We start from the raw sequence: 26,696 nt of genomic DNA on the forward strand, positions 1-26,696 counted from the left end.
GAGCGAGCAGTCAGCGCCTGTTAGTAGCGGTAAGCGTGCGGCTTGAACGGGCCTTCGACGGTCACGCCGATGTAGTCAGCCTGTTGCTTGGTCAGTTGAGTGACCACGCCGCCGAAGCCGCGAACCATTTCCAGGGCCACTTCTTCGTCGAGTTTCTTCGGCAGTACTTCAACGGTCAGACGCTCGGCTTTCTGGGCTGGCGACAGGTCGGCGTACTTCTGGCCGAACAGGAAGATCTGCGCCAGAACCTGGTTGGCGAACGAACCGTCCATGATGCGGCTCGGGTGACCGGTGGCGTTGCCCAGGTTCACCAGACGGCCTTCGGCCAGCAGGATCAGGTAGTCGTCGTTCTGAGCGTCGAAAGCGCCCGGGCCGGTACGGTGGATCTTGTGTACCTGTGGCTTCACTTCTTCCCATGCCCAGTTCTTGCGCATGAAAGCGGTGTCGATTTCGTTGTCGAAGTGACCGATGTTGCAGACAACGGCGCGCTTCTTCAGGGCTTTGAGCATGTTTGCGTCGCAAACGTTGACGTTACCGGTGGTGGTCACGATCAGGTCGATCTTGCCCAGCAGCGCTTTGTCGATGCTTGCTTCGGTGCCGTCGTTGATACCGTCGATGAACGGCGAAACCAGTTCGAAACCGTCCATGCAGGCTTGCATGGCGCAGATCGGGTCGACTTCGGAGACCTTAACGATCATGCCTTCCTGACGCAGGGACTGGGCCGAGCCCTTGCCCACGTCACCGTAACCGATGACCAGCGCTTGCTTGCCGGACAGCAGGTGGTCGGTGCCGCGCTTGATGGCATCGTTCAGGCTGTGACGGCAGCCGTACTTGTTGTCGTTCTTGGACTTGGTCACCGAGTCGTTGACGTTGATGGCCGGGATTTTCAGCTCGCCTTTGGCCAGCATGTCCAGCAGACGGTGTACGCCGGTGGTGGTTTCTTCGGTCACGCCGTGAACGCGGTCCAGAACCTGTGGGTACTTGTCGTGCAGCAGCTGGGTCAGGTCGCCGCCGTCGTCGAGGATCATGTTGGCGTCCCATGGCTGGCCATCCTTCAGGATGGTCTGCTCCAGGCACCACTCGTACTCTTCTTCAGTCTCGCCTTTCCAGGCGAAAACCGGGATGCCGGCAGCAGCGATGGAAGCAGCAGCCTGATCCTGAGTCGAGAAGATGTTGCAGGACGACCAGCGTACTTCGGCACCCAGGGCAACCAGGGTTTCGATCAGCACGGCGGTCTGAATGGTCATGTGGATGCAGCCGAGGATTTTTGCGCCTTTCAAAGGCTGCTCGGAAGCGTACTTGCGACGCAGACCCATCAGGGCCGGCATTTCCGACTCGGCGATGATGGTTTCGCGACGGCCCCAGGCAGCCAGGGACATGTCGGCAACTTTGTAATCGTTAAAATCTGCAGGCGTGATAACAGCGCTCATGATGAGCCTCCATTCGTAATGTATGCGAATGGGCGCCGTTGTGCGTTTAGTGTCCGGCGTGAGCCGGTCAACGCCCCATCCGAGCCTGACAGGTTGAACCTGCTGCAGCGCCCCTCGGACAGGTGGCGGGAAAACGGTAGCAAGTGAAGGTTACCGTTTTGAAACGGGGGCGATTATAGCCGTCTAGACTGATCTTCCAAAGGGTTTCTGTCGGCCAGATGAAGATCGCCAATCGCGACCATAGTAGAAGCCTCATGGAGCATGACCGCTCAGTCTGCCAAGATGGCGCCATCATTCGGCAAGACGCTCAGGAGTGAAGATGAATTTCCACACCCGCAAGTGGGTAAAACCCGAAGACCTCAACCCCAACGGCACCCTGTTCGGCGGCAGCCTGCTGCGCTGGATCGACGAAGAAGCGGCGATCTACGCCATCGTTCAACTGGGCAACCAGCGTGTGGTGACCAAGTACATTTCCGAGATCAACTTCGTCAGCGCCTCGCGCCAGGGCGACATCATCGAACTGGGCATCACCGCCACCGAGTTCGGCCGCACCTCGATCACCCTGACCTGTGAAGTGCGCAACAAGATCACCCGCAAGAGCATTCTGACCGTCGAGAAGATGGTCTTCGTCAACCTCGGCGAAGATGGACTGCCGGCGCCGCACGGGCGGACCGAGATCAAGTACGTCAAAGACCAGTTCAAGGATGACGCTGCTGTCACTGAGTAACATCAGCGGTGCCCCCTTTCGCGAGCAAGCTCGCTCCCACAGAATCGCGCAAAACCTGTGGGAGCGAGCTTGCTCGCGAAGGCGATTTTGTAGTCGCAACATAGTTCAGGTCGGCAGTGAACAGCCGGGAATGCCACGGGTCGTAGCTAAAAGCCCCCTATCGGTTCCCACGCCATGACCACGCCAACAGACGGCAAGACCCCCGACCTCTCGGCCAAGGAACAACACGAAGTCGAGAAAAACCAGCCGCCCCGCGCGGCGGTCCTGCATGAAATCATCCGCAAACAGGGCGACCAGGAACTGGAGCGCCGCATCGCCGCGCTGTGGTGGTCGGCGCTCGCAGCCGGGCTGACCATGGGCCTGTCGCTGATGGGCATGGGCCTGCTCAATTCGCGTCTGCCCGAGGGCGACGAATTCAAGGTGATCGCCAGCTTCGGCTACTGTGCAGGTTTTCTCGCGGTGATCCTCGCCCGCCAGCAACTGTTCACCGAAAACACCCTGACCGCCGTGCTGCCGGTGATGACCAAACCTACCCTGGCCAATTTCGGCCGGTTGATCCGGCTGTGGACGGTGGTGCTGTTCGGCAACTTGTGCGGGACGATTCTGGTGGCGTACGTGATGCTCGAACTGCCGATCTTCGACAGCAAGACCGACGAGGCCTTCCTCGAAATCGGCCGCAAGGTCATGGAGCACAGCGCCAGCCAGATGTTTGCCAAGGGGATCATTTCCGGCTGGATGATCGCCACCATGGTCTGGATGATCCCGTCGATGGAGAGCGCGAAGATGTGGATCATCATCCTCATCACCTATTTCATGGCGCTGGGCGATTTCACGCACATCGTGGTGGGGTCGGCGGAGGTGTCGTATCTGGTGTTTGCCGGCGAGTTGCCGTGGAGTGATTTCTGGGCGGTGTTTGCTGGGCCGACCCTGGCGGGGAATATCATCGGCGGCAGTTGCATCTTCGCCCTGATCAGTCATGCGCAGATCCGCAGCGAAAGCGGCGCGCCAAAAGAAACGGACGGGCCGAAAGAATCTGCGGATCAGGCCGAAGAGCCCGATCCGCAGCAGATCAAGAAATGATCAGTGGTGCGCGGGCTCGGCAGCGGTTGCCGGCTCGTCGCGCGTTGCATGCTTGACCAGTTTGCCGATGGTCAGGCCCTGCAACAGGATCGACGACAGCACCACGATGTAGGTGATGCTCAGCAGCAGATCGCGCTCCGGGCCCAGCGGCAGGGCCAGGGCCAGTGCCACCGAAACACCGCCGCGCAAACCACCCCAGGTCAGAATCCGGATCGTGCCGCGCGGCACCGTACGCCAGCGGCGCAGCAGGACGATTGCCGGGGCCACGGTGAGCAGGCGCGACAGCAGAATCGCAAGTGCCAGCAAGCTCGCCGCCGCTACGTGCAGCCAGTTGAACGGCAGCAGCAACAGCTCCATCCCGATCAACGCGAACAGCAAGGCGTTGAGCATGTCGTCGAGCAATTCCCAGAAACCGTCGAGGTATTTGCGCGTCATGTCGTTCATTGCCAGGTTGCGACCGAGGTTCCCGATGATCAGACCGGCAACCACCATCGCAATCGGCGCCGAGACGTGCAGTTCGGTGGCCATCGCCGAACCGCCGATCACCAGCGCCAGGGTCAGCATGACTTCGATCTGGTGCTGCTCGATGCTCTTGATCATCAGGTACACCAGATAACCGATCAGCCCGCCGAACAGCACGCCGCCGATGGCTTCGTGGGCAAACAGCATGGCCGTGGCGCCGACGGTCGGGGTTTCACCCAGTTGCGCGATGCCCAGCAACACGGTGAACACCACTACGGCGGTGCCGTCGTTGAACAGCGATTCGCCGACGATGGTGGTCTTCAGCGGCTTCGAGGCATTGGCCGTACGCAGCACACCGAGTACCGCGATCGGGTCGGTCGGGGAAATCAGCGCGCCGAACAGCAGGCAGTACAGGAAGCTCACGTGCCAGCCGAACAGGGCAAAAATGTAATAGGCGAGGCTGCCGATCACGGCGGTGGCGATCAGTACGCCGAAGGTCGCCAGCAGGCCGATGGGCCAGCGGTAGCTGCGCAGGTCATTCAGGTTCACGTGCAAGGCGCCGGCGAACAGCAGGAACGACAGCATCCAGTTCATCAGCAGATCGCCGAAGTCGATCTGGCCGATCAGTTGCTGCACGCGTTCTTCGAGACCGGGGTAACCGAGCAGGCTCAGGCCTTGCAGCAACAGGGAAAACATCAGTGCGGTAACCATCACGCCGATGGTCGGGGGCAGGCCGATGAAGCGGAAATTCACGAAGGTGAGGAGGGTGGTGAGGCAGATGAAAGCGGCGACGAGTTCAAGCATCCGGGGTCCTTTGGATGGTGGGGTAAAGATAGTGTGGGGTAGTTATACCGTGTGAGCTTCAATCGCGAGCAGGCTCGCTCCCACATTTGGAATGCGATCCTCGTGGGAGCGAGCCTGCTCGCGATGGCAGTGTGTGCGACAACGCAACTCTTCAGCCGGACACATTGACCGCAGCGACACTCCGACGTTGCAGGTAAATGAAAAACAGCGCCGTCAGCACGGTCAGCACGCCCACCAGCGCGCCAGTCCACGGCAAGTCCGCCAAGTCCGCGCCGCTGGCGACCACCAGCCCGCCGATCCACGCGCCGGCGGCATTGCCGAGGTTGAACGCGCTCTGGTTCAGGGTTGAGCCGAGGTTTGGTGCTTCATGCGCCTGATCGATGATCAGCAGTTGCAGGATCGGGCACAGGGCGAAGGCAAAAATCCCCCACAGCACCAGCGTGATCGCTGCCGGAACCACCGAGCGACTGGTCTGGCTGAACGCCGCCAGAATCACCACCACCGCCAGTGCGACACCCACCAGCGACGGCAGCAGGCGGCTGTCGGCCAAGCGTCCGCCGAGCATGCTGCCGCCGGTCAGGCCGACGCCGAATAACAACAGCATCACCGTCACGCCGTGAGGGCTGACGCCGGTGATGTCCTGCAGAATCGGCGCGATGTAGGTGAACACGCTGAACAGACTGGTGGAGGCCAGCACGCTCATGCCCAGCGCCAGCAACACGTTGACCTTGCCCAGCACCTTGAATTCGCTGGCGAGGTTGGCCTTGTCCATCGGGATGTGTTTCGGCAACCACAACCATTGGGCGAGGGCGGCGATCACACCGATCACCGAGACCGCCCAGAAGGTCGAGCGCCAGCCGGCGTACTGGCCGAGGGCAGTGCCCAGCGGTACGCCGAGCACGTTGGCCAGGGTCAGGCCGGTGAACATCATGGCAATCGCCTGCGCCCGTTTGTTCGGCGCGACCAGCCCGGCGGCCACCACCGAACCGATGCCGAAGAACGCGCCGTGGCACAGCGCGGTGACCACTCGCGCCGCCATCAGCGTTGCGTAGTTCGGCGCCAATGCGCACAGCACGTTGCCGAGGATGAACATCAGCGTCATGCCCAGCAGCGTGGCCTTGCGCGGCATGTTGGCGGTGCCGATCGCGAGGATCGGCGCACCGAACACCACGCCCAGGGCGTAGCCGGTGATCAACAGGCCGGCGTGGGGAATGCTCACGGCGAGGTCGCGGGCGACATCGGGCAACAGGCCCATGATGACGAATTCAGTGGTGCCGATGCCGAAAGCGGCAACAGCGAGTGCAAGCAAGGCGAGTGGCATGCGCAAGGTCTCTGTCGGTAGTCTTGACGCTTTGATCAGGCATACGCAGGCCGGCGACCGGTCTCGGACGAGAACGGGGCAGGCAGGAATTATTGGAATTTATCTGTGCGCAACTGAGTGCGGCGTGGTCGCTTGCAGTATAAACAGCTGCTGACACATCGCGAATCAATAATCTGACTAATTGGCTCAGGCTCAACAACAAGAATCAAGGAGTGGCACGTGCTGGCGACAGCTCTGGTGTTGGTGGCGGCGCTGTTGCACGCAGCGTGGAATACGTTGATCAAGTTCAGCGCCGAGCGGCTGCTGGTGGTGGCCTGCATGGACACCGTGGCGCTGTTGTTCGTCGCGCTGGCGTTCCCTTTCATCAGCCTGCCGCCGCCGGAAATCTGGCCATGGATTCTGGCGTCGGCGGCGTTCGAACTGCTCTATCGCTATCTGTTGATTCAGGCTTATCGGGTCGGCGATCTGGGGCTGGTCTATCCGATGATGCGCGGACTGTCGCCGCTGGTGGTGCTGGCGCTGACCCTGATCTTCGCCGGGGAAGTGCTGACCACCCAGCAGATTTTCGGGATCATGTTGATCCCGCTGGGCATGGCTTGCCTGCTCTGGCAGGGCGGCGGCGGGAAACACTTGCCGTGGTCGATGCTGCCGGTGGTGGCGCTGATCGGCTTGTGCATCGGTTGCTACACCTACATCGACGGCCAGGCGTTGCGACGCTGGTCGCATCCGCTGGATTATCTGGTCTGGGTCACGCTGCTCAGTGCCTGGCCTTTCCCGTTGCTGGCGTGGGTGGCCAAGCGTCCGGCGTTCAAGCTGTTCTGGCGCGAGCAATGGAAGCTGGGTCTGGCGGTCGGGTTCTGCGTGTTGTTCAGCTACGCTCTGGTGCTGTGGGCGATGCAGTTGGGCTCGATTGCCGAAGCGGCGGCGTTGCGTGAAATCAGCGTGATCCTGGTGGTGCTGTTCGGCATGCGTTACCTGAAAGAACCTTTCGGCCGGCCGCGGCTCTTAGCCTGTGGGCTGGTGCTGATCGGCATGCTGGTGATGAAGTTCTGACCCGCCAACACTCTAAAAACTGAAGAAGGACGGCGTTATGACGGTGGCTCTGTGGTGCGTTTTGATTGCGATTTTTCTGCCGTATCTGTGCACGGGCGTGGCCAAGGCTGTCGGTGGGTATCGGCTGAGCGACAATCACGATCCCCGGGATTTTCTCGAAAGCCTGAACGGCGTGGCGCGGCGTGCCCATGCGGCGCAACTGAACAGCTTTGAAGTGACGCCGGCGTTTGCGGCAGCGGTGATCGTTGCGCACCTGGTGGGCACGGCAGAACTGGTGACGGTCAATGTGCTGGCGGTGCTGTTTATCACCAGTCGCCTGCTTTACATCATTTGCTATCTGGCGGACTGGGCGATTCTGCGGTCGCTGGTGTGGTTTGTCGGGATGGGGCTGATTGCCAGTTTCTTCTTCGTTTCGGTCTGATTATTGAGTGCTGCCACTGGCCTCATCGCGAGCAGGCTCGCTCCCGCACTTGAGTGCATTTCCCTGTGGGAGCGAGCCTGCTCGCGATGGCGGTCTGACCGCCGAAGTCGTGGTCAGAGTTTATCTTCAACCTGTGGCACTTGCGGCAACGCCGCACCTTTCGGCCAGAGCATCCAGATCTGCCCTTGCTGCTTCATGTCGCCGGCCAGTTGCCCGGCAGCTTCGCCGGTGCCCCAGAACAGATCCGCACGAACCTCACCGGCAATCGCGCCGCCGGTGTCTTGCGCAGCGACTGGGCGTACCAGTGCCGTGCCGTCCGGGCGGGTGGTCGACAGCCACAACAGGCTGCCCAGTGGAATCACCTTGCGATCCACCGCAGCGCTGTAACCGGCGGTCAGCGGCACATTCAGCGAGCCGCGCGGGCCTTCGTTGCTGTCCGGGTTGCGGGTGAAGAACACGTAGCTCGGATTGCTCGCCAGCAGTTCCGGAATGCGCGACGGGTTGGCCTTGGCCCAGTTGCTGATCGCGCCCATGGTCACTTCTTCTTTTTTCAGCTCGCCCTGTTCCACCAGCCAGCGGCCGATCGGCCGGTACGGATGACCATTCTGGTCGGCGTAGGCGATGCGCAGTTGGCGACCGTCATCGGTCTGGATCCGCCCCGAACCCTGAATCTGCAGGAATTGCAGGTTCATCGGATCGGTCAGCCAGGCCACGACCGGCGCCTTGACGCCCTGGCTCTCGATGGTCGCCGCATCGTCGTAAGGCTTGAGTACGCGACCTTCGAGGCGTCCGCGCAGGCGCTTGCCTTTCAGTTCCGGGTAAATGCTGTCCAGCGAGACAATGATCATGTCTTCGGGCACGCCGTACACCGGCACGTTGGCGGTGGCGGTTTGCGTCAGGCTGCCGGGATAGACCGGTTCGTAGTAGCCGGTGATCAGGCCGTTGGGGTTGTCGTTCTCGGCGCGCAGGCCGAAGACGTCGAGGTTCTGCTTGAGGAATGTGCGAATCTCGCCGGCGCTTTGCGGCACGTTGGCGGCTGCCGCACAGGTCGCGCCCCAGACCGGGTCAGCTTTGAGCCGAGTGCAGGCGGTGCGCCACGAACCGAAACCGGCCACCAGATCGCTATCGGATACTGCCGGCAGGGCTTCCCAGGTAGCGCTGGAGTACGTGGCCAGGGCGTGGGTTTTCGGCTTGGCGCTGTCGCCACCGGTGCAGCCGGCGAGGATCGCCAGCAGCGGGAGGGTGGCGATGAGCGGATGACGCCAGGCCTTGAAACGGCTGTTCATGGAGAATTTCCTGTGCCGGTTGCAGAAGTGCTCCATGCGCTCAAGCAACCCTTATTGTTAATAGGGCTATTGGTGTTTGGCGGTGACCCGAGGATACTGGCCGCCGATTTCCGTGACCTGAAGCCACCATGACTCTTAAAAGAATTTCTGTTGTATTGCTGGCCTGTCTGACCTTGTCCGCCTGTGGCGGTGTCGACCCGAATTCCCCGCTGGGTCAGCGCAAGGCGATCTTCAAGCAGATGCTCAAGACCGGCGAAGACCTGGGCGGCATGCTGCGCGGACGCATCGCCTTCGACGGGCCGAAATTTGCGGAAGGTGCGGTCAAGCTCGATGCGTTGTCCCATGAGCCGTGGAAACATTTCCCGCAGGTGCGCGAAGAAGATCACACCAGCGCCAAGGACGATGTCTGGCAGAAACAGGCCCGCTTCCAGGAAATGGCCCGGACCCTCGAAGCGGCCACCGGTGAACTGGTGATCGCCAGCAAGGTTCAACCTTACAAGGCCAGCAACCTGGGGCCGGCGGTGCAGAAAGTCGAAGATGCCTGCAGTGCCTGCCATAAAGAGTTTCGCGACCACTGATGTTCAAGGGATCACGGCTTTTGGCCGTGATCCTTGGTTTGCTTACTTGTCGAGTTCGTCCAGCGCGTCCTGCAATTCCTTGCGCGATTCGGCGAGCTTGTTCTTGCGCTTGTCGATCTTCTCCGGATCTCCCTTCTTCATGGCTTTGTCCAGATCGGCCTGACGCTTGCTCACTTCGTGCTTGGCATCGAGCACCTTGTTTTCGCGTTCTTTCTTCAGGCCGGCGTCGGTGCAGTGTTCGGTGACTTCGCGCAGGGCGGTTTCGAGGCCGGCCTGCTGGTCGGCGTTGCCGCGGGACTTGGCCTGTTCGATCTGATTGATGATGCCCTGCTTCTTGGCGGCACAACCGGTCAGGCCCGGCGCGTCTTCGTCGGCCATCACGGGGGCGGCGAGGACTGCGCAGAATGACAGCAGGGCGAGCGGTGCGAGAAATTTCATAAAAGCTCCATGTGCAAAGGCAATCGGTCGGTGAAGCACTGCGCTGTTGGAGCGCTCCGGCGGACGTTGGGTTCCCGGCGGGCCGGGGATTGCGTGTTCAGAAGCCGTCGACGCCGGCGGCTTGCAAGGTTTCACTCAGGGCCAGTACCTGCGGGTCGCGAAAAAAGGCGCTCAATTGCGCCGCGCGGCCCGGGCCGATTCCGGCTTCTGCCTGCCATTGTTCGGTATTGCGTTGTGCCAGCGCCTGCCATGAATCGGCGAGTGTTGCCTGACCGGTCGGTGGCAATCCCAGGGCTTTGAGCCACTGTAGGAACGGTCGTTGGCGGGCGCCGTGAAAACTGTGTAGCAGGCGAGCACTGCTGCGCTCGCCGAGACCGGCAATGTTAGCAAGCTCCGGCCCGTCGAGGGTCAACCAATCCAACAGGCTGTTCAGGCGGCCTGTTTCCAGAAGTTTCTCCCAGGTGCCGCGACCGACATGGGGCAGGGCCAGTCCCTGCTTGCCGCTGAGCCAGGTCAGGCGCGCGAGGAACTGGCTTTCGCAGCCCGGCGTCGGTTGCCAGCAGCTCAGGGCGTGAAAGTCGCTGGCGAGCGGAACGGTCAGATCGGCGCGTTCGGTGCTGCGAAGCACCACGCTGTCCAGGCGCGGGATCGTCAGCCCGGCCAGGCTGATTGCCACCTGATCGCCGGGGCGAATGTCCAGTTTCTGCCAACGCCTGAGCGAACTGACGCTGACCCGTTTGATCTGTCGGTCATCGAGCATCACTGGCGACAGTTCGAGCACCGGCGTAATGCGCCCGGTGCGGCCGATCTTGAAGTTCACCTTGCGCACATCGGCCAGCGCCTGGGCGAAAGGGTACTTCCAGGCGACAGCCCAGTAGGGCGGGGGAGCCTGCCAGCGTTCGGCGGGCGGTCGCAGGCTCTGACGCAGAACCACCCCGTCCGTAGCGAACGGCAATGGCGAGCGATACCAGTGATCGCGCCAGTGTTGCGCGTCGTTCAGGCTGGCGACGGCCTGGGTGTAGGGCTCCGTGGTAGGGAAACCGAATTGCGCCAGGGCGACGATTCGCTCCGGCAAGTCCTTCGGCCCTTGCGGCCAGTCCCAGACAAACAGCCCGATGCCGGCGGCGTGTTCCGCGTCCAGATCCTTGCGCCCCAGCAGCCCGGCCACGGTGGCGCGAGCGTTGGCGCTGCCAGCACGTGCCTGCGTATGTCCGTTCAAGCGCCAGTAGAGTTCGCCTTGCACAAGCAGATCTGCCGATGGCGTCAGCTGTTGCGGAATGGCTCCGATCTTTTTTGCCGACGCGGTCCAGTCCTGCCCGCGAACACCATCCCCGCGACTGATCGCCTGATGCAGTCGGCCATCGCGATAGATCAAGGTCACCGCTACGCCATCGACCTTGGGTTGTACCCAGACGTTTTGGCGGTCGCGCAGCCAGGTGGCGATGTCCGCTGCGTCGTGAAGCTTGTCCAGACCGGTGTGAGCGACAGGGTGCGCAACCGGGCCTGATGCGGAGCGCACCGGGTCGCGCGGTGACGGAAGTTTGAAACACCGGCGCCATTCGTTCAGGCGCAAGCGGGACTGATCGTAGAGTTCATCGGCGATCACCGAGCGGCCTTCGCGATGATAGGCGTCGTCCCAGCGATCGATCTGTTGTTGCAGGGCGGCGACTTCGCTCGATGCCCGGGCGGCGCCCCAGTCGGGACAATCGTCAGCGAAGGCGTTGAGGTGGAAGACCGGCAGGAAAAACAACAACAGGCGCAGTGTGGCAAGCATCGTGAGCGTCCTTGCTCAGAGAGATGCTTGAAGGCTAGGCGAGGAATTGTTGTTGAGAGCGGTGGGTGTTTTGCGAGCTGTTTCCGATGCGGATGTGATGTCGCTGATTCGGGCCTCATCGCGAGCAAGCTCGCTCCCACGGAGTACGAATGAAAAAGCCCCGCACGGCGAACCGTGCGGGGCTTTTTGTACCGCCAGGAAAATTACAGGCCGGCAGCGGAACGCAGAGCGTCGGCGCGGTCGGTTTTTTCCCAGGTGAACGTGGAGAAGGTGTCTTCGCCAACAGTCTTGGTCTGCGGAGCACGGCCGAAGTGGCCGTAGGCTGCGGTTTCCTGGTACATCGGGTGCAGCAGGTCGAGCATGGTGGTGATCGCGTATGGACGCAGGTCGAACACTTCGCGAACCAGTTTGATGATCTTGTCATCGCTGATCTTGCCGGTGCCGAAGGTGTTCAGCGAGATCGAGGTAGGCTGGGCCACACCGATCGCGTAGGAAACCTGAATCTCGCAACGCTCGGCCAGGCCGGCAGCCACGATGTTCTTGGCAACATAACGGCCAGCGTAGGCAGCCGAACGGTCAACCTTGGATGGATCTTTACCGGAGAACGCGCCGCCGCCGTGACGGGCCATGCCGCCGTAGCTGTCGACGATGATCTTGCGACCGGTCAGACCGCAGTCACCTACCGGGCCGCCAATGATGAACTGGCCGGTCGGGTTGATGTGGAACTGGGTGTCCTTGCTCAGCAGTTCGGCAGGCAGCACGTGCTTGACGATCAGCTCCATCACGCCTTCGCGCAGGTCGTTGTACGACACTTCAGGGTTGTGCTGGGTCGACAGAACCACGGCGTCGATACCGACAACCTTGCCGCCTTCGTAACGGCAGGTCACTTGCGACTTGGCGTCCGGACGCAGCCAAGGCAGCAGACCCGATTTACGGGCTTCGGCCTGACGCTGCACCAGTTGGTGCGAGAAGGTGATCGGTGCTGGCATCAGCACGTCGGTTTCGTTGCTGGCGTAGCCGAACATCAGGCCCTGGTCGCCGGCGCCCTGATCTTCAGGCTTGGCACGGTCAACACCCTGGTTGATGTCAGGGGACTGCTTGCCGATGATGTTCATCACGCCGCAGGTTGCGCCGTCGAAGCCAACGTCGGAGCTGGTGTAGCCGATGTCGCAAATCACGTCACGAACGATCTGCTCCAGGTCGACCCAGGCGCTGGTGGTCACTTCACCGGCAACGATGGCCACGCCAGTCTTGACCAGGGTTTCCACCGCAACGCGTGCGTGCTTGTCCTGGGCGATGATGGCGTCCAGCACTGCATCGGAAATCTGGTCGGCGATTTTGTCCGGATGTCCTTCAGACACGGACTCGGAGGTGAAGAGGGAGTATTCGCTCATCTCGATGTTTTCCTGAATTTACCGATGGTGAGTGTCGCCAGCCGGTCGCTGAAAATGGCGGACCTGAATCTGGAAACCATTACGTAAGCCTACATAGAGGCTTTCCCCGGGAACGAGTCCCGCAGCGGTGGCCCAACGGGCCAGATCGTCCTGTTCAAACCCCAACCACAGATCACCGCAGGCCTCCCTGGCCCAACTCTGGTTGTGGCTACATAACTCTGTCACGAGCAGGCTACCGCCCGGTTGCAGCAGGCTGGCCATGTGCTTGAGCGCTTCGGCCGGCGCGGCGAAATGGTGCAACACCATGTTCAACACCACGCAATCGGCCTGAAGGCTCACGCCATTCAATGCATCGGCCAATTGCAGGCTGACGTTAGTCAGCTTTTCACGTTCACATACCTGGCGGGCCAGTTCGAGCATCGCCGCGCTGTTGTCCAGTGCGGTTACGGTGCCGAAGCGACGCGCCAGTTCCGGCAGGAAAGCTCCATCGCCGGGGCCGACTTCAATGGCCGTGGCAGCGCCATTGAAATTCAGTTTGTCGAGCAGGGCCAGCACGCTTTCACGGTACTGCGGCAGGCCGGCAATCAAATCCTGCTGGGCGCGGAATTTCTCCGCGACCCGGGCGAAAAAGTCCTGGCTGTTGGCCGCGCGTTGCCCGTGAACCTGTGCGATCCGGGATTCAACGTCGGCTGGCAGCGCCAGATTGTCGACTTCTTCTAACAATGCAGCGTGCAACTTGCCGCCCAGCAACTCGGTGTGTGGCAGGGCGCGGCGATAGAAAACCGCATTGCCTTCTCGGCGAGTCGCCACCAGATCCGCCTGCGCCAGCACTTTAAGGTGATGGCTCATGCCGGACTGGCCGATATCGAAAATCTGCGCCAGTTCCAGAACGCCGAACGAGTCATTGGCCAGGGCGCGCAATACATTCAGCCGCAGCGGATCGCCGCCAGCCTTGCACAGGGCCGCCAGCTCGTCGCAATCGTCATGGCGAATGGAAGGCACGCGTAAGTTCATAGGGCTGGCAGTCTAGTGACGGGTGGAATCCATCGCAAGGTCTATATCAAAAAGTTTTGATATTGCTCGATGGATGGCGCATTCGATTGCACTTCTCATCGCCCTGTTAGCTCTACAAACGAACAGCGGAAAGGTTTCACCAACCGAAACCGATGTTATCCATTGGAAAAACGCCTCCGGATGACTATCTGTCATTGCCCCGAGGCGTCTTGGTGAGGGAAAATGCTCGCCTTTTTTCCGTATTGATTTAACAAACCCCAGGAGATCAGCGATGCCTAGCCGTCGTGAGCGTGCCAACGCCATTCGTGCCCTCAGCATGGATGCCGTGCAAAAAGCCAACAGCGGCCATCCCGGTGCACCTATGGGTATGGCAGATATCGCCGAAGTGCTTTGGCGCGACTACCTCAAGCACAACCCGAGCAATCCATCGTTCGCCGACCGTGACCGCTTCGTGCTGTCCAACGGCCACGGCTCGATGTTGATCTACTCGCTGCTGCACCTGACCGGCTACGACCTGTCGATCGACGACCTGAAGCAGTTCCGCCAATTGCACAGCCGCACCCCGGGCCACCCGGAATTCGGTTACACCCCGGGCGTTGAAACCACCACCGGCCCGCTGGGTCAGGGTCTGGCCAACGCCGTGGGCTTCGCCCTGGCAGAAAAAGTACTGGGCGCGCAGTTCAACCGTCCTGGCCACAACATCGTCGACCACCACACCTACGTGTTCCTGGGTGATGGCTGCATGATGGAAGGCATTTCCCACGAAGTCGCTTCCCTGGCCGGCACTCTGGGCCTGGGCAAGCTGATCGCCTTCTACGATGACAACGGCATCTCCATCGACGGCGAAGTCGAAGGCTGGTTCACCGATGACACGCCGAAGCGTTTCGAATCGTACAACTGGCAAGTGATCCGCAACGTCGACGGTCACGACCCGGAGGAGATCAAGACCGCCATCGAGACCGCTCGCAAGAGCCCGCTGCCGACCCTGATCTGCTGCAAGACCACCATCGGTTTCGGTTCGCCGAACAAGCAAGGCAAGGAAGATTGCCACGGCGCCCCGCTGGGTGACGCGGAAATCGCCCTGACCCGTCAGGCGCTGAACTGGAACCACGGCCCGTTCGAAATCCCGGCCGACATTTATGCCGAGTGGGATGCCAAGGAAAAAGGCCGCGCCGCCGAAGCCGAGTGGGACCAGCGTTTTGCTGCCTACTCCGCCGCGTTCCCGACCGAAGCCAACGAGCTGATCCGTCGCCTGAGCGGCGAGCTGCCGGCCGACTTCTCCGAGAAGGCCGATGCCTACATCGCCGAAGTTGCGGCCAAGGGCGAAACCATCGCCAGCCGTAAAGCCAGCCAGAACGCCCTGAACGCGTTCGGCCCGCTGCTGCCGGAAGTGCTGGGTGGTTCGGCTGACCTGGCCGGTTCCAACCTGACCCTGTGGAAAGGCTGCAAAGGCGTCAGCGCCGAAGACGCCAGCGGCAACTACATGTACTACGGCGTGCGCGAGTTCGGCATGACCGCCATCATGAATGGCGTTGCCCTGCACGGTGGTCTGGTGCCTTACGGCGCGACCTTCCTGATGTTCATGGAATACGCCCGCAACGCCGTGCGCATGTCCGCTCTGATGAAGCAGCGCGTGATCCACGTCTACACCCACGACTCCATCGGTCTGGGCGAAGACGGCCCGACGCACCAGCCGATCGAGCAACTGACCAGCCTGCGCAGCACGCCGAACCTCGACACCTGGCGTCCAGCCGATGCCGTTGAATCGGCAGTGGCGTGGAAAAACGCTCTGGAGCGCAAGGATGGTCCTTCCGCGCTGATCTTCTCGCGTCAGAATCTGCAGCACCAGACCCGTGATGCCGGCCAGATCGCCGACATCCGTCGTGGTGGTTACGTGCTGAAGGACTGCGCAGGCGAGCCTGAGCTGATCCTGATCGCTACCGGTTCGGAAGTCGGTCTGGCCGTTCAGGCCTACGACAAACTGACCGAGCAGGGCCGCAAGGTGCGCGTGGTTTCCATGCCATGCACCAGCGCGTTCGACGCTCAGGACGCCAGCTACAAGCAATCGGTCCTGCCGTTGCAGGTTGGCGCGCGTATCGCGATCGAAGCGGCCCACGCCGACTTCTGGTTCAAGTACGTGGGTCTGGAAGGTCGCGTGATCGGCATGACCACCTACGGCGAATCGGCTCCGGCTTCGGCACTTTTCGAAGAGTTCGGCTTCACCCTGGAAAACATCCTGGGTCAGGCTGAAGAGCTGCTGGAAGACTGATCCAGAAAAGGTGTCGCCTGAACTGACGCCTTCGCGAGCAAGCTCGCTCCCACAATGTTTTAGGTTGATCACACATTTGTGTACACCAAAGAACCTGTGGGAGCGAGCTTGCTCGCGATAGCGATGGTTCAGGCGCCATCGCATCAACGGATACGCCACGGTAATCGAGAACCCCATGCCTCAACCGCGTCCCTACAAAGTTGCACTCAACGGCTACGGCCGGATTGGTCGTTGCGTCTTGCGTGCGTTGTTCGAGCGAGGCGAGAAGGCCGGGTTTGAGATTGTCGCGATCAACGATCTGGCCGACATGGCCAGCATCGAATACCTGACACGCTTCGACTCCACCCACGGCCGGTTCCCGGGCGAAGTGAAGGTCGACGGCGATTGTCTGCATATTAATGGCGACTGCGTGAAGGTCCTGCGCAGTGCCACTCCCGAAGGCATCGATTGGGCGTCGCTGGGCGTCGATCTGGTGCTCGAATGCTCCGGCGCCTACCACACCCGCGCAGACGGCCAGCGTTTTCTCGACGCCGGCGCGCCGCGTGTGCTGTTTTCGCAGCCGATGGCCAGCGAGGCGGATGTCGACGCCACCATCGTCTACGGCGTCAATCAGGATTGCCTGACCGGCGACGAACTGCTGGTGTCCAACGCCTCCTGCACTACCAACTGCGGCGTGCCGCTGTTGCGGCTGTTGGATCAGGCGGTCGGCCTGGATTACGTGTCGATCACCACGATTCACTCGGCGATGAACGATCAGCCGGTGATCGACGCCTATCACCACGAAGACCTGCGCCGCACCCGTTCGGCGTTCCAGTCGGTGATCCCGGTGTCCACCGGTCTGGCGCGTGGCATCGAGCGTCTGCTGCCGGAACTTGCCGGGCGAATTCAGGCCAAAGCCGTACGCGTGCCGACGGTCAACGTGTCCTGCCTCGACATCACGATGCAGACCGCCAGCGACACCGACGCCGGCGAGGTCAACCGGATCCTGCGCGACGCCGCCACCAGCGGCCCGCTCAAAGGTTTGTTGGCCTACACCGAGCTTCCCCATGCTAGCTGTGATTTTAATCATGACCCACATTCGGCCATCGTCGATGCCAGTCAGACCCGCGTTTCCGGCCCACGGCTGGTGAACATCCTGGCCTGGTTCGACAACGAATGGGGTTTTGCCAACCGAATGCTGGATGTTGCAGAACACTATCTGCAAACAGCGACTTCAAAAAAACCGTAGGAAGTGCGACCCATGACCGTGTTGAAGATGTCCGACCTCGATCTGCAAGGTAAGCGCGTATTGATCCGCGAAGACCTCAACGTCCCAGTCAAGGACGGTGTTGTCACCAGCGATGCGCGTATCCTGGCTTCGCTGCCGACCATCAAGCTGGCCCTGGAAAAAGGCGCGGCCGTGATGGTCTGCTCGCACCTGGGCCGTCCGACCGAAGGCGAATTCTCTGCCGAGAACAGCCTCAAGCCTGTCGCTGACTACCTGAGCAAGGCCCTGGGCCGCGAAGTGCCGCTGGTGGCCGATTACCTGGGCGGCGTTGACGTCAAGGCCGGCGACATCGTGCTGTTCGAAAACGTGCGCTTCAACAAGGGCGAGAAAAAGAACGCCGACGAGCTGGCCCAGCAATACGCCGCCCTGTGCGACGTGTTCGTGATGGACGCTTTCGGCACCGCTCACCGCGCCGAAGGTTCGACGCATGGTGTTGCCAAGTTCGCCAAAGTCGCCGCTGCCGGCCCGCTGCTGGCCGCTGAACTCGACGCACTGGGCAAAGCCCTGGGCGCACCGGCCAAGCCGATGGCGGCCATCGTTGCCGGTTCCAAGGTCTCGACCAAACTCGACGTACTGAACAGCCTGAGCCAGATCTGCGATCAACTGATCGTCGGCGGCGGCATCGCCAACACCTTCCTGGCTGCGGCCGGTCACCCGGTCGGCAAGTCGCTGTACGAGCCGGACCTGCTGGACACCGCTCGCGCCATCGCCGCCAAGGTCAGCGTGCCGCTGCCGGTCGACGTGGTGGTTGCCAAGGAATTCGCCGAGAGCGCCGAAGCGACCGTGAAACTGATCGCTGACGTCGCTGCCGACGACATGATCCTCGACATCGGCCCGCAAACCGCGGCCAACTTCGCCGAACTGCTGAAGTCGTCGAAAACCATCCTGTGGAACGGCCCGGTCGGCGTGTTCGAATTCGACCAGTTCGGCAACGGCACCAAAGTGCTGGCCGAAGCCATCGCCGAAAGCGCGGCGTTCTCGATTGCCGGCGGTGGCGACACCCTGGCGGCCATCGATAAATATGGCGTGGCGGAAAAGATCTCCTACATTTCCACCGGCGGTGGCGCGTTCCTCGAATTCGTCGAAGGCAAGGTGCTGCCGGCCGTTGAAGTCCTGGAAAGCCGGGCCAAGGCCTGAGGCCGCCCGATTGGCCAGGCAAAGGAGTGTTCAGATGGTCAAGTCGTTAGCGCTGTTGCTGCTGACCGGTACGCTGGCAGCCTGCGGGAGTAACCCGAAGGCCGAGCCGACACCGGCACCCGGCGAGGCACAGAAAGGCTGCTACCAGGCCGACTGGCAGGCCGAAACCAACCCGGTGCTGAACAAGCGCTCGGGCCCGGACGGTCTGGACAAATACGAGACGCAAACCCCGGCCAAGGAACATGGTTGTCCTTGACCGGTCTGACTCTTTACTCAAGTCCGGCGGCGTGCGCTGCCGGTCGAGGAACACGGATGAAAGGCTTGATCGCCGTTGCGGCACTGGGATTGTTGGGTGGTTGTGCGCAGTGGAACCCGTTCCAGTCGTCCGCCCCTGTGGATAACTGGACCACCTGGACCTGCGACAGCCAGGCCAAGGTGCTGTGGCGCTTCACTGATGCCGCCCGCAAGGAAGTCGATGTGCGCCTGGGCGGCGGCGATCAGGTCTATCGCCTGAAAGAAGAGCCGGGCGCCTCGGGCGCGCTGTACAGCGACGACATGCTGGCGTTTCACATCAAAGGTGAGGAAGGCCTGGTTTACTGGGTCGCCACCAATGATTTGATCGGCCGGGGCTGCAAAGCGCAGTAATTGAAACACCACGGACCCAGTGTGGGAGCGAGCCTGCTCGCGATAGCGGTGTAACAGTCACTGCATGGTTGACTGCAAGAATGCTATCGCGAGCAGGCTCGCTCCCACAGGGGCCGGGCAGAATCAAGAATCGAGTAATACCGAATCACCGGACCGGGGCCGACCCCCGATCTGCAATCACTTGAATAGCCGCCGCCGCTCCGGCAGGCTGGCACGATTAACGACCCAAACCGGGAGAGAGACACACAATGGCACTTATCAGCATGCGCCAGATGCTGGACCACGCAGCCGAGTTCGGCTACGGCGTTCCAGCCTTCAACGTCAACAACCTTGAGCAGATGCGCGCCATCATGGAAGCCGCTGACAAGACTGACTCCCCGGTGATCGTTCAGGCTTCGGCCGGTGCCCGCAAATACGCCGGCGCCCCGTTCCTGCGTCACCTGATACTGGCGGCAATCGAAGAATTCCCGCACATTCCGGTGTGCATGCACCAGGACCACGGCACCAGCCCTGACGTCTGCCAGCGTTCCATCCAGCTGGGCTTCAGCTCGGTGATGATGGACGGCTCCCTCGGCGAAGACGGCAAGACGCCGACCGACTACGAATACAACGTTCGCGTGACCCAACAAACCGTTGCCATGGCTCACGCCTGCGGCGTTTCGGTAGAAGGCGAGCTGGGCTGCCTGGGTTCGCTGGAAACCGGCATGGCCGGTGAAGAAGACGGAATCGGCGCCGAAGGCGTTCTGGATCACAGCCAGATGCTGACCGACCCGGAAGAAGCCGCTGACTTCGTCAAGAAGACTCAGGTTGATGCCCTGGCCATCGCCATCGGCACCAGCCACGGCGCCTACAAGTTCACCAAGCCACCTACCGGCGACGTGCTGGCGATCGACCGCATCAAGGAAATCCACAAGCGCATCCCGAACACCCACCTGGTGATGCACGGTTCCTCGTCGGTTCCACAAGAGTGGCTGGCGATCATCAACCAGTACGGCGGCGACATCAAAGAAACCTACGGCGTACCGGTTGAAGAAATCGTCGAAGGCATCAAGCACGGCGTGCGCAAGGTCAACATCGACACCGACCTGCGTCTGGCATCCACCGGCGCCATGCGTCGCCTGATGGCCACCAACCCGAGCGAATTCGACCCGCGTAAATTCTTCGGCGAAACCGTCAAGGCGATGCGCGATGTATGTATCGCTCGTTACGAAGCTTTCGGTACTGCCGGCAACGCTTCGAAGATCAAGCCGATTTCGCTGGAAAGCATGTATCAGCGTTATCTGAAGGGTGAGTTGAACGCCAAGGTCAATTGAGACTGGGTGTTGAGCTGATTTGAAAGAAACCCGCCGCGAGGCGGGTTTTTTTTGCCATGATTTTTCATGGCGAACTCATATTCCTGCTGGGTGAAATGTCACCTATAGCGGATAAAATCCGGATCGGTTTAGCCAAAGTTCGATATGGGTGACATTTTTATGGTCTACACAGCATGTCAGTTTAGTTTGTAGGTTAGCGGTTAAATAATTCCGTCTCCCCGTTTGTTTTCTTGTGTTTTATTTAGTGAAGGTGATGTTGTATGTTCTACCTACATTCGGTCCTCCGCGATCGACGCGAACAGTGCCGTTCAAATTGGAGTAACTTCTGTCAGGTGAACTCATGCTGATAGTGAGTACGTTGTATTCCGGGGATCCTGCTTCTGCCTGAAGGTTAAAAGAAACTGCGGATTCATTCGATAAGTTTTGATAGGTGAAACTTCCTTTAACGGTAAAGGTAAGTCCGTAATAATCCATTGTGGCCTGTGGTATGTTGCCTGTTAGCGGGTCAGAAGCAATAATGCTGAGAGTGGCGTTATGGCTTTCGCCGGCATCATACACTCGCCCGTAATAGGTTCCGTTCGGATTGACTTGACCCATGACCTTTCTCCCTCATTTGTTCGTATGGAATGTTTAAATTTTAGGATGAATGGTTTTCCATCCTTCTTATTGTGCCGTTCACGATGTTAGTTTTTAACTCGAGCTGTGGCGCCTGTTAGAAGTGACAGTTTTTTATAGTTATTTGGAATAGGTCTTGGTTTTTTTTGATATTTGGATAAATGTGGCGAGAAAAGGCAGCGGGTTTGTTTGCTTTGAATATGAAAGATTCGGACGCAGATGCCCGGGGAAATGCTGAGAGTAATAAAAGGGGGCGACTCAATGAAGTCGCCCATTTTGCACTTATTACTTCGGCTCGACATGATCCAGCGCCTGATTCACCGCCAGTTCCCCCAGCATCACCAGTTGCGCAATGCCTATTGCGGTCTTGCGGTCGGCGGGGGCGAGGGAGGCGGCGAAGTTGTTGAACATTTCGCTGGCAATAAATAGATCCGTCCCCTTATCGTAAGGTCCCCTTATCGTCGCCTTATAGTATCGATCCTATCGACGTGGGCGAACAAAGCCTAGGGAAGCCAGAATCCGTAGAAAGAACGAGTGACCGCGTAAACCGTGCCTCCAATCGATATTTCTCCCCAGATTTCATAGCCAGGATCGTTTCCAAAACCATCCGTCCCAGTAACGTTATTTTGATACGGCAGGCTAAACATAGTTGCAGAGTTCGGGGAGGTGATCGTCACCGGAGGAAAGGTAATTGTTGGCGGTGGCGGGTTATAAGGTTGGCCATTAGGTAACATGACACGGTCTGCATATATTGTGAGGAGGCTGCCAGGAACGACGTTTGGTGTGGGTGGAAAAATGAAGCGTGTTCCCGAAGCCTTTTTATAGGGGCCGGGATTTCTTTGGAAAGCGGCTGTCAGAAGATTTCCGTTGACTCCCGGCGTTCCAGCGGGAAGAAACTCAGTAGATTGAAAAGATTGCGCAATGAAGAATGGAGGAGGGGTAGTGGGAGTTGCCATGACGTTTACCTTCCATGCTGTTGGGTTGTTTTTCTTGTGTGGATTTAATCAAAAACAACGAAGATGTTAAGGTTTTCTGGATATGTTGGGCCCGACTTAAGAGAATTAACAGTTCTAGCAAGCTGGTCTTGAGCAAAAAAGAATGCACGTTCGCTTTTAAAGAATATGTAGTCAGGTTCAAGCGCCATCGCGGATAAAAATATAAATCCGGAGTTTTGGGGTGGTTGGGATGGTTGGGGCGGTTTATCATTCGGGTTGTGTATTGAAAAATGTCCATTTTCATCTTTATAAAATTTGCTGATTATCATGGCGTTATCATAAAATCTCTCATCAAGATACACTTTTTTTATGTTTTCGATCTTCACTGTTTTTGTAGTGTTTGTAGGATGTAAAGTTATCCCTATAGTTTTTTGCTCCTCTTCAACAGACTTTATTTCGCCTTCCAGTAATTTAAGTATGTTGTTTTCTGATGCCACAATACTAATTTTGGCGCCAGGCATAAAAATGATTTTTGGCTGAATGTGTGAGTCACTCATTTTTTTCAATCTCCTCGAAGGGTGTTGCATGAGATTGGATTATTTTTTTGTTAACTGAAACTGTCAGAGTTGACAGTTTTTTATGATTTTTTGAATTGCGCGTTATTCAGTTCGGCAATATGAAAACAGGTTTGAGTGGGTGGCTTTTCACATTTGCTGATAAGAAATGGTTCAAGCAATGGGGTCAACCAAAGAACCCGCCATTGGCGGGTTCTTTGGTTTCTCGCTTGCAGATCAGTGATTACATTTTTGGCTCGACATGATTCAGCGCCTGATTCACCGCCAGTTCCCCCAGCATCACCAGTTGCGCGATGCCTATCGCGGTCTTGCGGTCGGCGGGGGGGAGGGAGGCGGCGAAGTTGTTGAGCATTTCGCTGGCGGAGCCGAGGGTTTCGCTGGCGTTGGCCAGCAGGGATTCGGTGTTGTAGGCGGGGTTGGCGAAGTACATGCGGTCGGGTTCGTTGACCGTGGCCATGATGCGGGCGCCGGGGCAGAGGTAGTGGTCGAGGGCGCGTTCGGCGGCTTCGTTGAGTTTTCGGGAATCGATTGATTCGTACGGGGAAGCCGGGTCTGTTTCCGGCGGATGAGGCGTCGATATAGTCATTTGCTCAAAACCTGATTGGAGTGCCCCCGCTCTGGCTACTAATCAAAGTGGAGGCAACTGTACGCAGGTTAGTAGACCGGGGTTTCGAGCAAGCCGGCGCACCCGAGGGTGCCCTGCGCACAGTCGCCATCAGGCGCAGGAATCGAAATTCCTGACTGATAGATGCTTGTGCACAAGCTCGAAGCCACGGGCTACTAAACCCGATCACTGCGAATCAGTGACCCGAATCAAGTTACCGATGGCCCTCCAGGCGCACAAGCCGGCGGATTCTGGCGTACCGGTAGGCAGCGACGCAAGCCGTTGTAGGCTTCGGGAAGTTGCGCCGGGCTGCTTTAAACATGACCGTTTAAACGTCAGCGCTGCTGCAGGCGCCATCGCTGGCAAGTCGAATCGTCGCACCGCAACTCCCACAAGTTATTTATCGTGATCGATATCCAGCTTGCTGAACGTCACCTGCCCACCTTCACTCGTGTATCCAGTGTTGTCCTGCACATACACGCCCGCCTTGAAATACAGCGGCTTGTTGCGCCACGTCGCGCTGATCTGTGAATCCCACTGATACCCGGCCGCACTCACGCCCAGCGCGCCGCCGGGGCTCAGGTGAATGAGGTAATTGAATTCGCGATTGAGTTTGATCCCGGTGGCGAGGGTGATGACGCGGCTTTCGTCCTGATCCGGATGGGTGCGCAGTTTGATCACCAGATTGCCGGTCTCTATTTTGTCCTTGTACTGGTACTCAAGCTTGAGCATCGGCTTCTGGCTTTCATAGGCGTGGATCTGGCCGATGACGATCTTGCCGGAGCTGGGAACCTTGTTGACCGAAAGGGTTGCGCGCAGCAGGTTGTCGGCGTCCGGGTAATACCAGTTGCGCAGGGTGCCGTTGCTGTAGGTTTCGCGCAGTTCGGTGCGGGGATAGATGGCGTTTTCGGTTTTCGAGCCGGTCACCGGGGACCAGAAGAACAGGGTGCCGGTGTCGGAATGGAAGTACTGATCCTTGAAGCCGTTCACCAGTTTGGAGGTTTCGACGGTGTAGGGCGGGCTGCCAACGGGAACGCTGAGGTTCCAGGTTGCGAGGTCGATCATGTCGGTTCTTCCACTCTCTTGCTGTTGCACGCACGTGCCAGAAGCTCTAGCCCGCGGTTCTTGGGGGCGGCCTTTATAAGCGTAGAGGGATTTTTTGTTAACGGCCGTTTGGCGGATGATTGACGTCAAAGTCCTGTCGAAATGCCATCTTCCGCGGTTTTCGCGGGCTGTAGAGGCGACCGTTAGTCGGCTATTTACCGGTTTGGTTAAATGATGGCCCGATGACAGCTACAGCTTTTTCAGATCCCGGACTAGAGTGAAGGCTCAGTGACTGTACGGTTTTCACGAGAAACCACCAGAGCCCGACACAAGATGTCCCGACAAGAGAAGCAGCATGGAATGCGCGCAACCCCTGCCAGGTGAAGGCAGCTCAGTCCTTTTGATCGTTGATGACTACCCTGAAAACCTGATCAGCATGCGCGCGTTGCTGCAGCGCCAGGACTGGCAGGTGATGACCGCTGCGTCCGGTTTCGAAGCCCTCAGCCTGTTGCTCGAACACGACGTCGATCTGGTGCTGCTGGATGTGCAGATGCCGGGCATGGACGGTTTCGAAGTCGCGCGGCTGATGCGCGGCAGTCAGCGCACGCGCCTGACCCCCATCATTTTCCTCACCGCCAACGAGCAGTCCCAGGACGCCGTGATCAAGGGCTACGCCAGCGGTGCGGTGGATTACCTGTTCAAACCGTTCGATCCGCAGATTCTCAAACCCAAAGTGCAGGCGTTGCTCGAGCACCAGCGCAATCGCCGGGCCTTGCAGCGCTTGAGTCAGGATCTGGAATCGGCGCGGGCCTTCAATGCGTCGGTGCTGGATAACGCGGCCGAAGGGATTCTGGTACTGGCCGAGGATGGTTTGATCCGCTTCGCCAATCCGGCGATTTCCCGGCTGCTCAATGCGCCAGTGAAGGAATTGGAAGGGCAGGAGTTTCTCGATTTCCTGCAGAAACCGCACATTCCGCTGTGGGCCGATTCCGAGTTTTATGCCAGTTACAAACGCGGCGAGACGTTGCGCTTACACGACGCGTTGCTGCGTACCGCGCCGGGGCAGCAAGTGCCAGTGGCTTTGTCCTGCGCGCCGTTGCCAAGTGAACAGCACGCGATGGTGGTGACGGTGCTGGACATGTCGGTGGTGCGCCATCTGCATCAGCAGCTGGAATTTCAGGCCGTCACCGACCCGCTGACCGGGCTGCTCAACCGCCGGGGTTTTTACCAGACTGTGGAAAACCTGCTGCTGCGCGGCGAGCGCACGGACAGCAGTTGGGTGTTGATGTACCTCGATCTCGACGGCTTTAAAAGGGTCAACGATTCCCTCGGCCATGATGCCGGGGACCGGGTGTTGCGCTGGGTCTCCGAACAACTGAAAGCCTGTCTGCGGCCATTCGACATTCTGGCGCGGATGGGCGGTGACGAGTTCACCGCGCTGCTGGATCTGGAATTCCCCGAACAAGCGGCGAAGATCGCCGAGAAGCTCATCGAGCGGGTGTCGATCTGTCAGCAGATCGAAGGCCTTGATATTGCTTTGGGTGCGAGCATCGGCATCGCCACCTACCCGGATTGCGGTAACAACCTCGACGGCTTGATGCGCGCCTCGGACATCGCCATGTACGAAGCCAAGCGTGCCGGGCGTCAGCAATATCGCTTCTACGATCATGAAATGAACGGCCGTGCGCGCTCACGGCTGATGCTGGAAGAGAGTGTGCGCAACGCCATCGAGAACCGCGATTTCAATCTGGTGTATCAGCCGCAAGTGGCGATTGGCGACGGTCGGGTTCGCGGTTTCGAGGCGTTGCTGCGCTGGCAGCATCCGAGTGTCGGTGATGTGCCGCCGGGGTTGTTCCTGCCGTTGCTGGAAGAGGCGACGCTGATCAGCCGGCTCGGCAGCTGGATCTATCATCGCAGCGCCGGGCAGCGTAAGGCCTGGGAGGCCGAGTTCTCCAGAGATCTGGTAATCGGCGTGAGCCTGAGCAACACCCAGTTCGGCATGCCGAATCTGGTGACCGAATTGCGTCAGGTACTGGAGCGCCATGGTTTGCAGCCGCACCAGATGGAAGTGGAAGTCACCGAAGAGGCGCTGACGATCAATCCGGACGAGACCCGCAAACAGCTGAAGCTGCTGCGCAATCTCGGGGTGCGGGTGGCGCTGGACGATTTCGGTTCCGGGTCCTGCTCGCTGTCGCATCTGCGCGATCTGGAACTGGACACCCTCAAACTCGATCGCCACCTGATCGCCCGATTGCCGGACTCGTCTCGCGATGCTTCGCTGGTGCGCACGGTCATCGACTTATGCAAGGAATACGGCTTGCTGGTGATTGCCGAAGGCGTGGAAACCGTCGAGCAATACCAGTGGCTGCAAGCCCATGGTTGCGAGTACGTGCAAGGTTTCCTGGTGGCGCGGCCGTTGGTCGCCGAGGACACCGCACGCTTTGCCGAGCCATTCGACTGGAGCGCGTTGGCCGGTTGAATTCGCTACACTGGCGGCCTTTTCATGACCC

General features: G+C 59.6%; 25 protein-coding genes, 1 pseudogene and 1 riboswitch. Of the genes and pseudogenes, 12 read left to right on the forward strand and 14 right to left on the reverse strand.

The genetic code is table 11. From position 1 onward, the window contains the following. Positions 1-20 precede the first annotated feature (20 nt). Positions 21-1,430, reverse strand: coding sequence for an adenosylhomocysteinase (gene ahcY, locus N8H71_RS27275; RefSeq protein WP_007959684.1), 1,410 nt, complete (start codon positions 1,428-1,430; stop codon positions 21-23). Positions 1,431-1,453: 23 nt separating this feature from the next. Beyond that, a riboswitch (S-adenosyl-L-homocysteine riboswitch) is annotated at positions 1,454-1,552 on the reverse strand. A 197-nt stretch (positions 1,553-1,749) separates the two neighbouring features. Between ahcY and N8H71_RS27280 the strand changes: the two genes are divergently transcribed. After that, positions 1,750-2,157, forward strand: a complete 408-nt coding sequence (locus N8H71_RS27280; protein ID WP_279309735.1) for an acyl-CoA thioesterase — start codon at positions 1,750-1,752, stop codon at positions 2,155-2,157. A gap of 174 nt (positions 2,158-2,331) precedes the next feature. After that, positions 2,332-3,237: a formate/nitrite transporter family protein gene (locus N8H71_RS27285; RefSeq protein ID WP_262196377.1), complete on the forward strand. Its 906-nt coding sequence runs from the start codon at positions 2,332-2,334 to the stop codon at positions 3,235-3,237. Here the strand turns inward: N8H71_RS27285 and N8H71_RS27290 are convergent, their stop codons facing one another. Both N8H71_RS27290 and N8H71_RS27295 read right to left on the reverse strand, forming a co-directional pair. Next, positions 3,238-4,503 carry a cation:proton antiporter gene (locus N8H71_RS27290; RefSeq protein ID WP_085667394.1) on the reverse strand — a complete coding sequence of 422 codons (1,266 nt, stop codon included), beginning with the start codon at positions 4,501-4,503 and terminating at the stop codon, positions 3,238-3,240. A gap of 151 nt (positions 4,504-4,654) precedes the next feature. Next, complete coding sequence (locus N8H71_RS27295; RefSeq protein ID WP_262196378.1) at positions 4,655-5,824, reverse strand: MFS transporter; 1,170 nt, start codon at positions 5,822-5,824, stop codon at positions 4,655-4,657. 219 nt (positions 5,825-6,043) lie between these two features. On the opposite strand from N8H71_RS27295, the gene N8H71_RS27300 reads away from it, so the two are divergent. Together N8H71_RS27300 and N8H71_RS27305 are read left to right on the forward strand one after the other, a co-directional pair. Next, a complete protein-coding gene (locus N8H71_RS27300; protein WP_262196379.1) occupies positions 6,044-6,877 on the forward strand; it encodes an EamA family transporter in 834 nt (277 codons plus the stop codon). Positions 6,878-6,914: 37 nt separating this feature from the next. After that, positions 6,915-7,298 (forward strand): MAPEG family protein, encoded by a 384-nt coding sequence (locus tag N8H71_RS27305; RefSeq protein WP_007959694.1) that lies wholly within the window; start codon positions 6,915-6,917, stop codon positions 7,296-7,298. Between the two features lie 113 nt (positions 7,299-7,411). Here the strand turns inward: N8H71_RS27305 and mltA are convergent, their stop codons facing one another. Beyond that, positions 7,412-8,584: a murein transglycosylase A gene (mltA, locus tag N8H71_RS27310; RefSeq protein WP_262196380.1), complete on the reverse strand. Its 1,173-nt coding sequence runs from the start codon at positions 8,582-8,584 to the stop codon at positions 7,412-7,414. A gap of 128 nt (positions 8,585-8,712) precedes the next feature. Here mltA and N8H71_RS27315 point away from each other — a divergent pair, with 128 nt between their 5' ends. After that, positions 8,713-9,162, forward strand: a complete 450-nt coding sequence (locus tag N8H71_RS27315; protein ID WP_007959696.1) for a c-type cytochrome — start codon at positions 8,713-8,715, stop codon at positions 9,160-9,162. Positions 9,163-9,204: 42 nt separating this feature from the next. Here the strand turns inward: N8H71_RS27315 and N8H71_RS27320 are convergent, their stop codons facing one another. The 4 genes from N8H71_RS27320 to N8H71_RS27335 form a co-directional block, all read right to left on the reverse strand. After that, a complete protein-coding gene (locus N8H71_RS27320; RefSeq protein WP_007959697.1) occupies positions 9,205-9,600 on the reverse strand; it encodes a DUF1090 domain-containing protein in 396 nt (131 codons plus the stop codon). A 97-nt stretch (positions 9,601-9,697) separates the two neighbouring features. Further along, positions 9,698-11,374: an NAD-dependent DNA ligase LigB gene (gene ligB / locus N8H71_RS27325; RefSeq protein WP_262196381.1), complete on the reverse strand. Its 1,677-nt coding sequence runs from the start codon at positions 11,372-11,374 to the stop codon at positions 9,698-9,700. Positions 11,375-11,577: 203 nt separating this feature from the next. Next, a complete protein-coding gene (gene metK / locus N8H71_RS27330; RefSeq protein WP_011336330.1) occupies positions 11,578-12,768 on the reverse strand; it encodes a methionine adenosyltransferase in 1,191 nt (396 codons plus the stop codon). An 18-nt stretch (positions 12,769-12,786) separates the two neighbouring features. Then, the gene (locus N8H71_RS27335) at positions 12,787-13,782 is read right to left on the reverse strand and encodes an ArsR/SmtB family transcription factor (RefSeq protein ID WP_085689688.1); all 996 of its coding nucleotides are present in this window, start codon (positions 13,780-13,782) and stop codon (positions 12,787-12,789) included. 271 nt (positions 13,783-14,053) lie between these two features. On the opposite strand from N8H71_RS27335, the gene tkt reads away from it, so the two are divergent. The 6 genes from tkt to fba all read left to right on the forward strand — a co-directional run bounded on the left by tkt (position 14,054) and on the right by fba (position 20,413). After that, on the forward strand, positions 14,054-16,051 hold the full coding sequence (tkt, locus tag N8H71_RS27340) for a transketolase (protein ID WP_221535732.1): 1,998 nt from the start codon (positions 14,054-14,056) through the stop codon (positions 16,049-16,051). A 175-nt stretch (positions 16,052-16,226) separates the two neighbouring features. After that, the gene (gene epd, locus N8H71_RS27345) at positions 16,227-17,279 is read left to right on the forward strand and encodes an erythrose-4-phosphate dehydrogenase (RefSeq protein ID WP_179693422.1); all 1,053 of its coding nucleotides are present in this window, start codon (positions 16,227-16,229) and stop codon (positions 17,277-17,279) included. A gap of 12 nt (positions 17,280-17,291) precedes the next feature. Continuing rightward, positions 17,292-18,455 (forward strand): phosphoglycerate kinase, encoded by a 1,164-nt coding sequence (locus N8H71_RS27350; protein WP_011336326.1) that lies wholly within the window; start codon positions 17,292-17,294, stop codon positions 18,453-18,455. A 34-nt stretch (positions 18,456-18,489) separates the two neighbouring features. Then, on the forward strand, positions 18,490-18,711 hold the full coding sequence (locus N8H71_RS27355) for a hypothetical protein (RefSeq protein WP_007959706.1): 222 nt from the start codon (positions 18,490-18,492) through the stop codon (positions 18,709-18,711). A 56-nt stretch (positions 18,712-18,767) separates the two neighbouring features. Continuing rightward, positions 18,768-19,100: an MliC family protein gene (locus tag N8H71_RS27360; protein WP_262196382.1), complete on the forward strand. Its 333-nt coding sequence runs from the start codon at positions 18,768-18,770 to the stop codon at positions 19,098-19,100. A 248-nt stretch (positions 19,101-19,348) separates the two neighbouring features. Continuing rightward, complete coding sequence (gene fba, locus N8H71_RS27365) at positions 19,349-20,413, forward strand: class II fructose-bisphosphate aldolase (protein WP_007959708.1); 1,065 nt, start codon at positions 19,349-19,351, stop codon at positions 20,411-20,413. Positions 20,414-20,650: 237 nt separating this feature from the next. Here the strand turns inward: fba and N8H71_RS27370 are convergent, their stop codons facing one another. The 6 genes and pseudogenes from N8H71_RS27370 to N8H71_RS27395 all read right to left on the reverse strand — a co-directional run bounded on the left by N8H71_RS27370 (position 20,651) and on the right by N8H71_RS27395 (position 24,207). After that, positions 20,651-21,010 (reverse strand): hypothetical protein, encoded by a 360-nt coding sequence (locus tag N8H71_RS27370; protein ID WP_262196383.1) that lies wholly within the window; start codon positions 21,008-21,010, stop codon positions 20,651-20,653. Between the two features lie 303 nt (positions 21,011-21,313). After that, positions 21,314-21,448 (reverse strand): annotated as a pseudogene (locus tag N8H71_RS27375) (DUF6124 family protein); the annotation flags it as partial. 83 nt (positions 21,449-21,531) lie between these two features. Continuing rightward, positions 21,532-21,984, reverse strand: coding sequence for a hypothetical protein (locus N8H71_RS27380; RefSeq protein WP_262196385.1), 453 nt, complete (start codon positions 21,982-21,984; stop codon positions 21,532-21,534). Positions 21,985-22,028: 44 nt separating this feature from the next. Next, on the reverse strand, positions 22,029-22,520 hold the full coding sequence (locus N8H71_RS27385; RefSeq protein ID WP_262196386.1) for a hypothetical protein: 492 nt from the start codon (positions 22,518-22,520) through the stop codon (positions 22,029-22,031). Between the two features lie 241 nt (positions 22,521-22,761). Then, a complete protein-coding gene (locus N8H71_RS27390) occupies positions 22,762-23,124 on the reverse strand; it encodes a DUF6124 family protein (RefSeq protein WP_262196387.1) in 363 nt (120 codons plus the stop codon). Between the two features lie 414 nt (positions 23,125-23,538). Next, entirely contained in the window at positions 23,539-24,207 is a 669-nt protein-coding gene (locus tag N8H71_RS27395; protein WP_262196388.1) for a polysaccharide lyase family 7 protein, read from the reverse strand. 334 nt (positions 24,208-24,541) lie between these two features. On the opposite strand from N8H71_RS27395, the gene N8H71_RS27400 reads away from it, so the two are divergent. Beyond that, complete coding sequence (locus N8H71_RS27400; RefSeq protein WP_262196389.1) at positions 24,542-26,665, forward strand: putative bifunctional diguanylate cyclase/phosphodiesterase; 2,124 nt, start codon at positions 24,542-24,544, stop codon at positions 26,663-26,665. The last annotated feature ends 31 nt before the right edge of the window (positions 26,666-26,696 follow it).

The organism is Pseudomonas koreensis (assembly GCF_025447595.1).
GTDB lineage: Bacteria > Pseudomonadota > Gammaproteobacteria > Pseudomonadales > Pseudomonadaceae > Aquipseudomonas > Aquipseudomonas koreensis_H.

Coding starts and splice junctions, on each gene's coding strand:
- ahcY (WP_007959684.1), bottom strand. CDS start 1,430: ATGAGCGCTGTTATCACGCCTGCAGATTTTAACGATTACAAAGTTGCC.
- N8H71_RS27280 (WP_279309735.1), top strand. CDS start 1,750: ATGAATTTCCACACCCGCAAGTGGGTAAAACCCGAAGACCTCAACCCC.
- N8H71_RS27285 (WP_262196377.1), top strand. CDS start 2,332: ATGACCACGCCAACAGACGGCAAGACCCCCGACCTCTCGGCCAAGGAA.
- N8H71_RS27290 (WP_085667394.1), bottom strand. CDS start 4,503: ATGCTTGAACTCGTCGCCGCTTTCATCTGCCTCACCACCCTCCTCACC.
- N8H71_RS27295 (WP_262196378.1), bottom strand. CDS start 5,824: ATGCCACTCGCCTTGCTTGCACTCGCTGTTGCCGCTTTCGGCATCGGC.
- N8H71_RS27305 (WP_007959694.1), top strand. CDS start 6,915: ATGACGGTGGCTCTGTGGTGCGTTTTGATTGCGATTTTTCTGCCGTAT.
- mltA (WP_262196380.1), bottom strand. CDS start 8,584: ATGAACAGCCGTTTCAAGGCCTGGCGTCATCCGCTCATCGCCACCCTC.
- N8H71_RS27315 (WP_007959696.1), top strand. CDS start 8,713: ATGACTCTTAAAAGAATTTCTGTTGTATTGCTGGCCTGTCTGACCTTG.
- N8H71_RS27320 (WP_007959697.1), bottom strand. CDS start 9,600: ATGAAATTTCTCGCACCGCTCGCCCTGCTGTCATTCTGCGCAGTCCTC.
- ligB (WP_262196381.1), bottom strand. CDS start 11,374: ATGCTTGCCACACTGCGCCTGTTGTTGTTTTTCCTGCCGGTCTTCCAC.
- metK (WP_011336330.1), bottom strand. CDS start 12,768: ATGAGCGAATACTCCCTCTTCACCTCCGAGTCCGTGTCTGAAGGACAT.
- N8H71_RS27335 (WP_085689688.1), bottom strand. CDS start 13,782: ATGAACTTACGCGTGCCTTCCATTCGCCATGACGATTGCGACGAGCTG.
- tkt (WP_221535732.1), top strand. CDS start 14,054: ATGCCTAGCCGTCGTGAGCGTGCCAACGCCATTCGTGCCCTCAGCATG.
- epd (WP_179693422.1), top strand. CDS start 16,227: ATGCCTCAACCGCGTCCCTACAAAGTTGCACTCAACGGCTACGGCCGG.
- N8H71_RS27350 (WP_011336326.1), top strand. CDS start 17,292: ATGACCGTGTTGAAGATGTCCGACCTCGATCTGCAAGGTAAGCGCGTA.
- N8H71_RS27355 (WP_007959706.1), top strand. CDS start 18,490: ATGGTCAAGTCGTTAGCGCTGTTGCTGCTGACCGGTACGCTGGCAGCC.
- N8H71_RS27360 (WP_262196382.1), top strand. CDS start 18,768: ATGAAAGGCTTGATCGCCGTTGCGGCACTGGGATTGTTGGGTGGTTGT.
- fba (WP_007959708.1), top strand. CDS start 19,349: ATGGCACTTATCAGCATGCGCCAGATGCTGGACCACGCAGCCGAGTTC.
- N8H71_RS27370 (WP_262196383.1), bottom strand. CDS start 21,010: ATGGGTCAAGTCAATCCGAACGGAACCTATTACGGGCGAGTGTATGAT.
- N8H71_RS27380 (WP_262196385.1), bottom strand. CDS start 21,984: ATGGCAACTCCCACTACCCCTCCTCCATTCTTCATTGCGCAATCTTTT.
- N8H71_RS27385 (WP_262196386.1), bottom strand. CDS start 22,520: ATGAGTGACTCACACATTCAGCCAAAAATCATTTTTATGCCTGGCGCC.
- N8H71_RS27390 (WP_262196387.1), bottom strand. CDS start 23,124: ATGACTATATCGACGCCTCATCCGCCGGAAACAGACCCGGCTTCCCCG.
- N8H71_RS27395 (WP_262196388.1), bottom strand. CDS start 24,207: ATGATCGACCTCGCAACCTGGAACCTCAGCGTTCCCGTTGGCAGCCCG.
- N8H71_RS27400 (WP_262196389.1), top strand. CDS start 24,542: ATGGAATGCGCGCAACCCCTGCCAGGTGAAGGCAGCTCAGTCCTTTTG.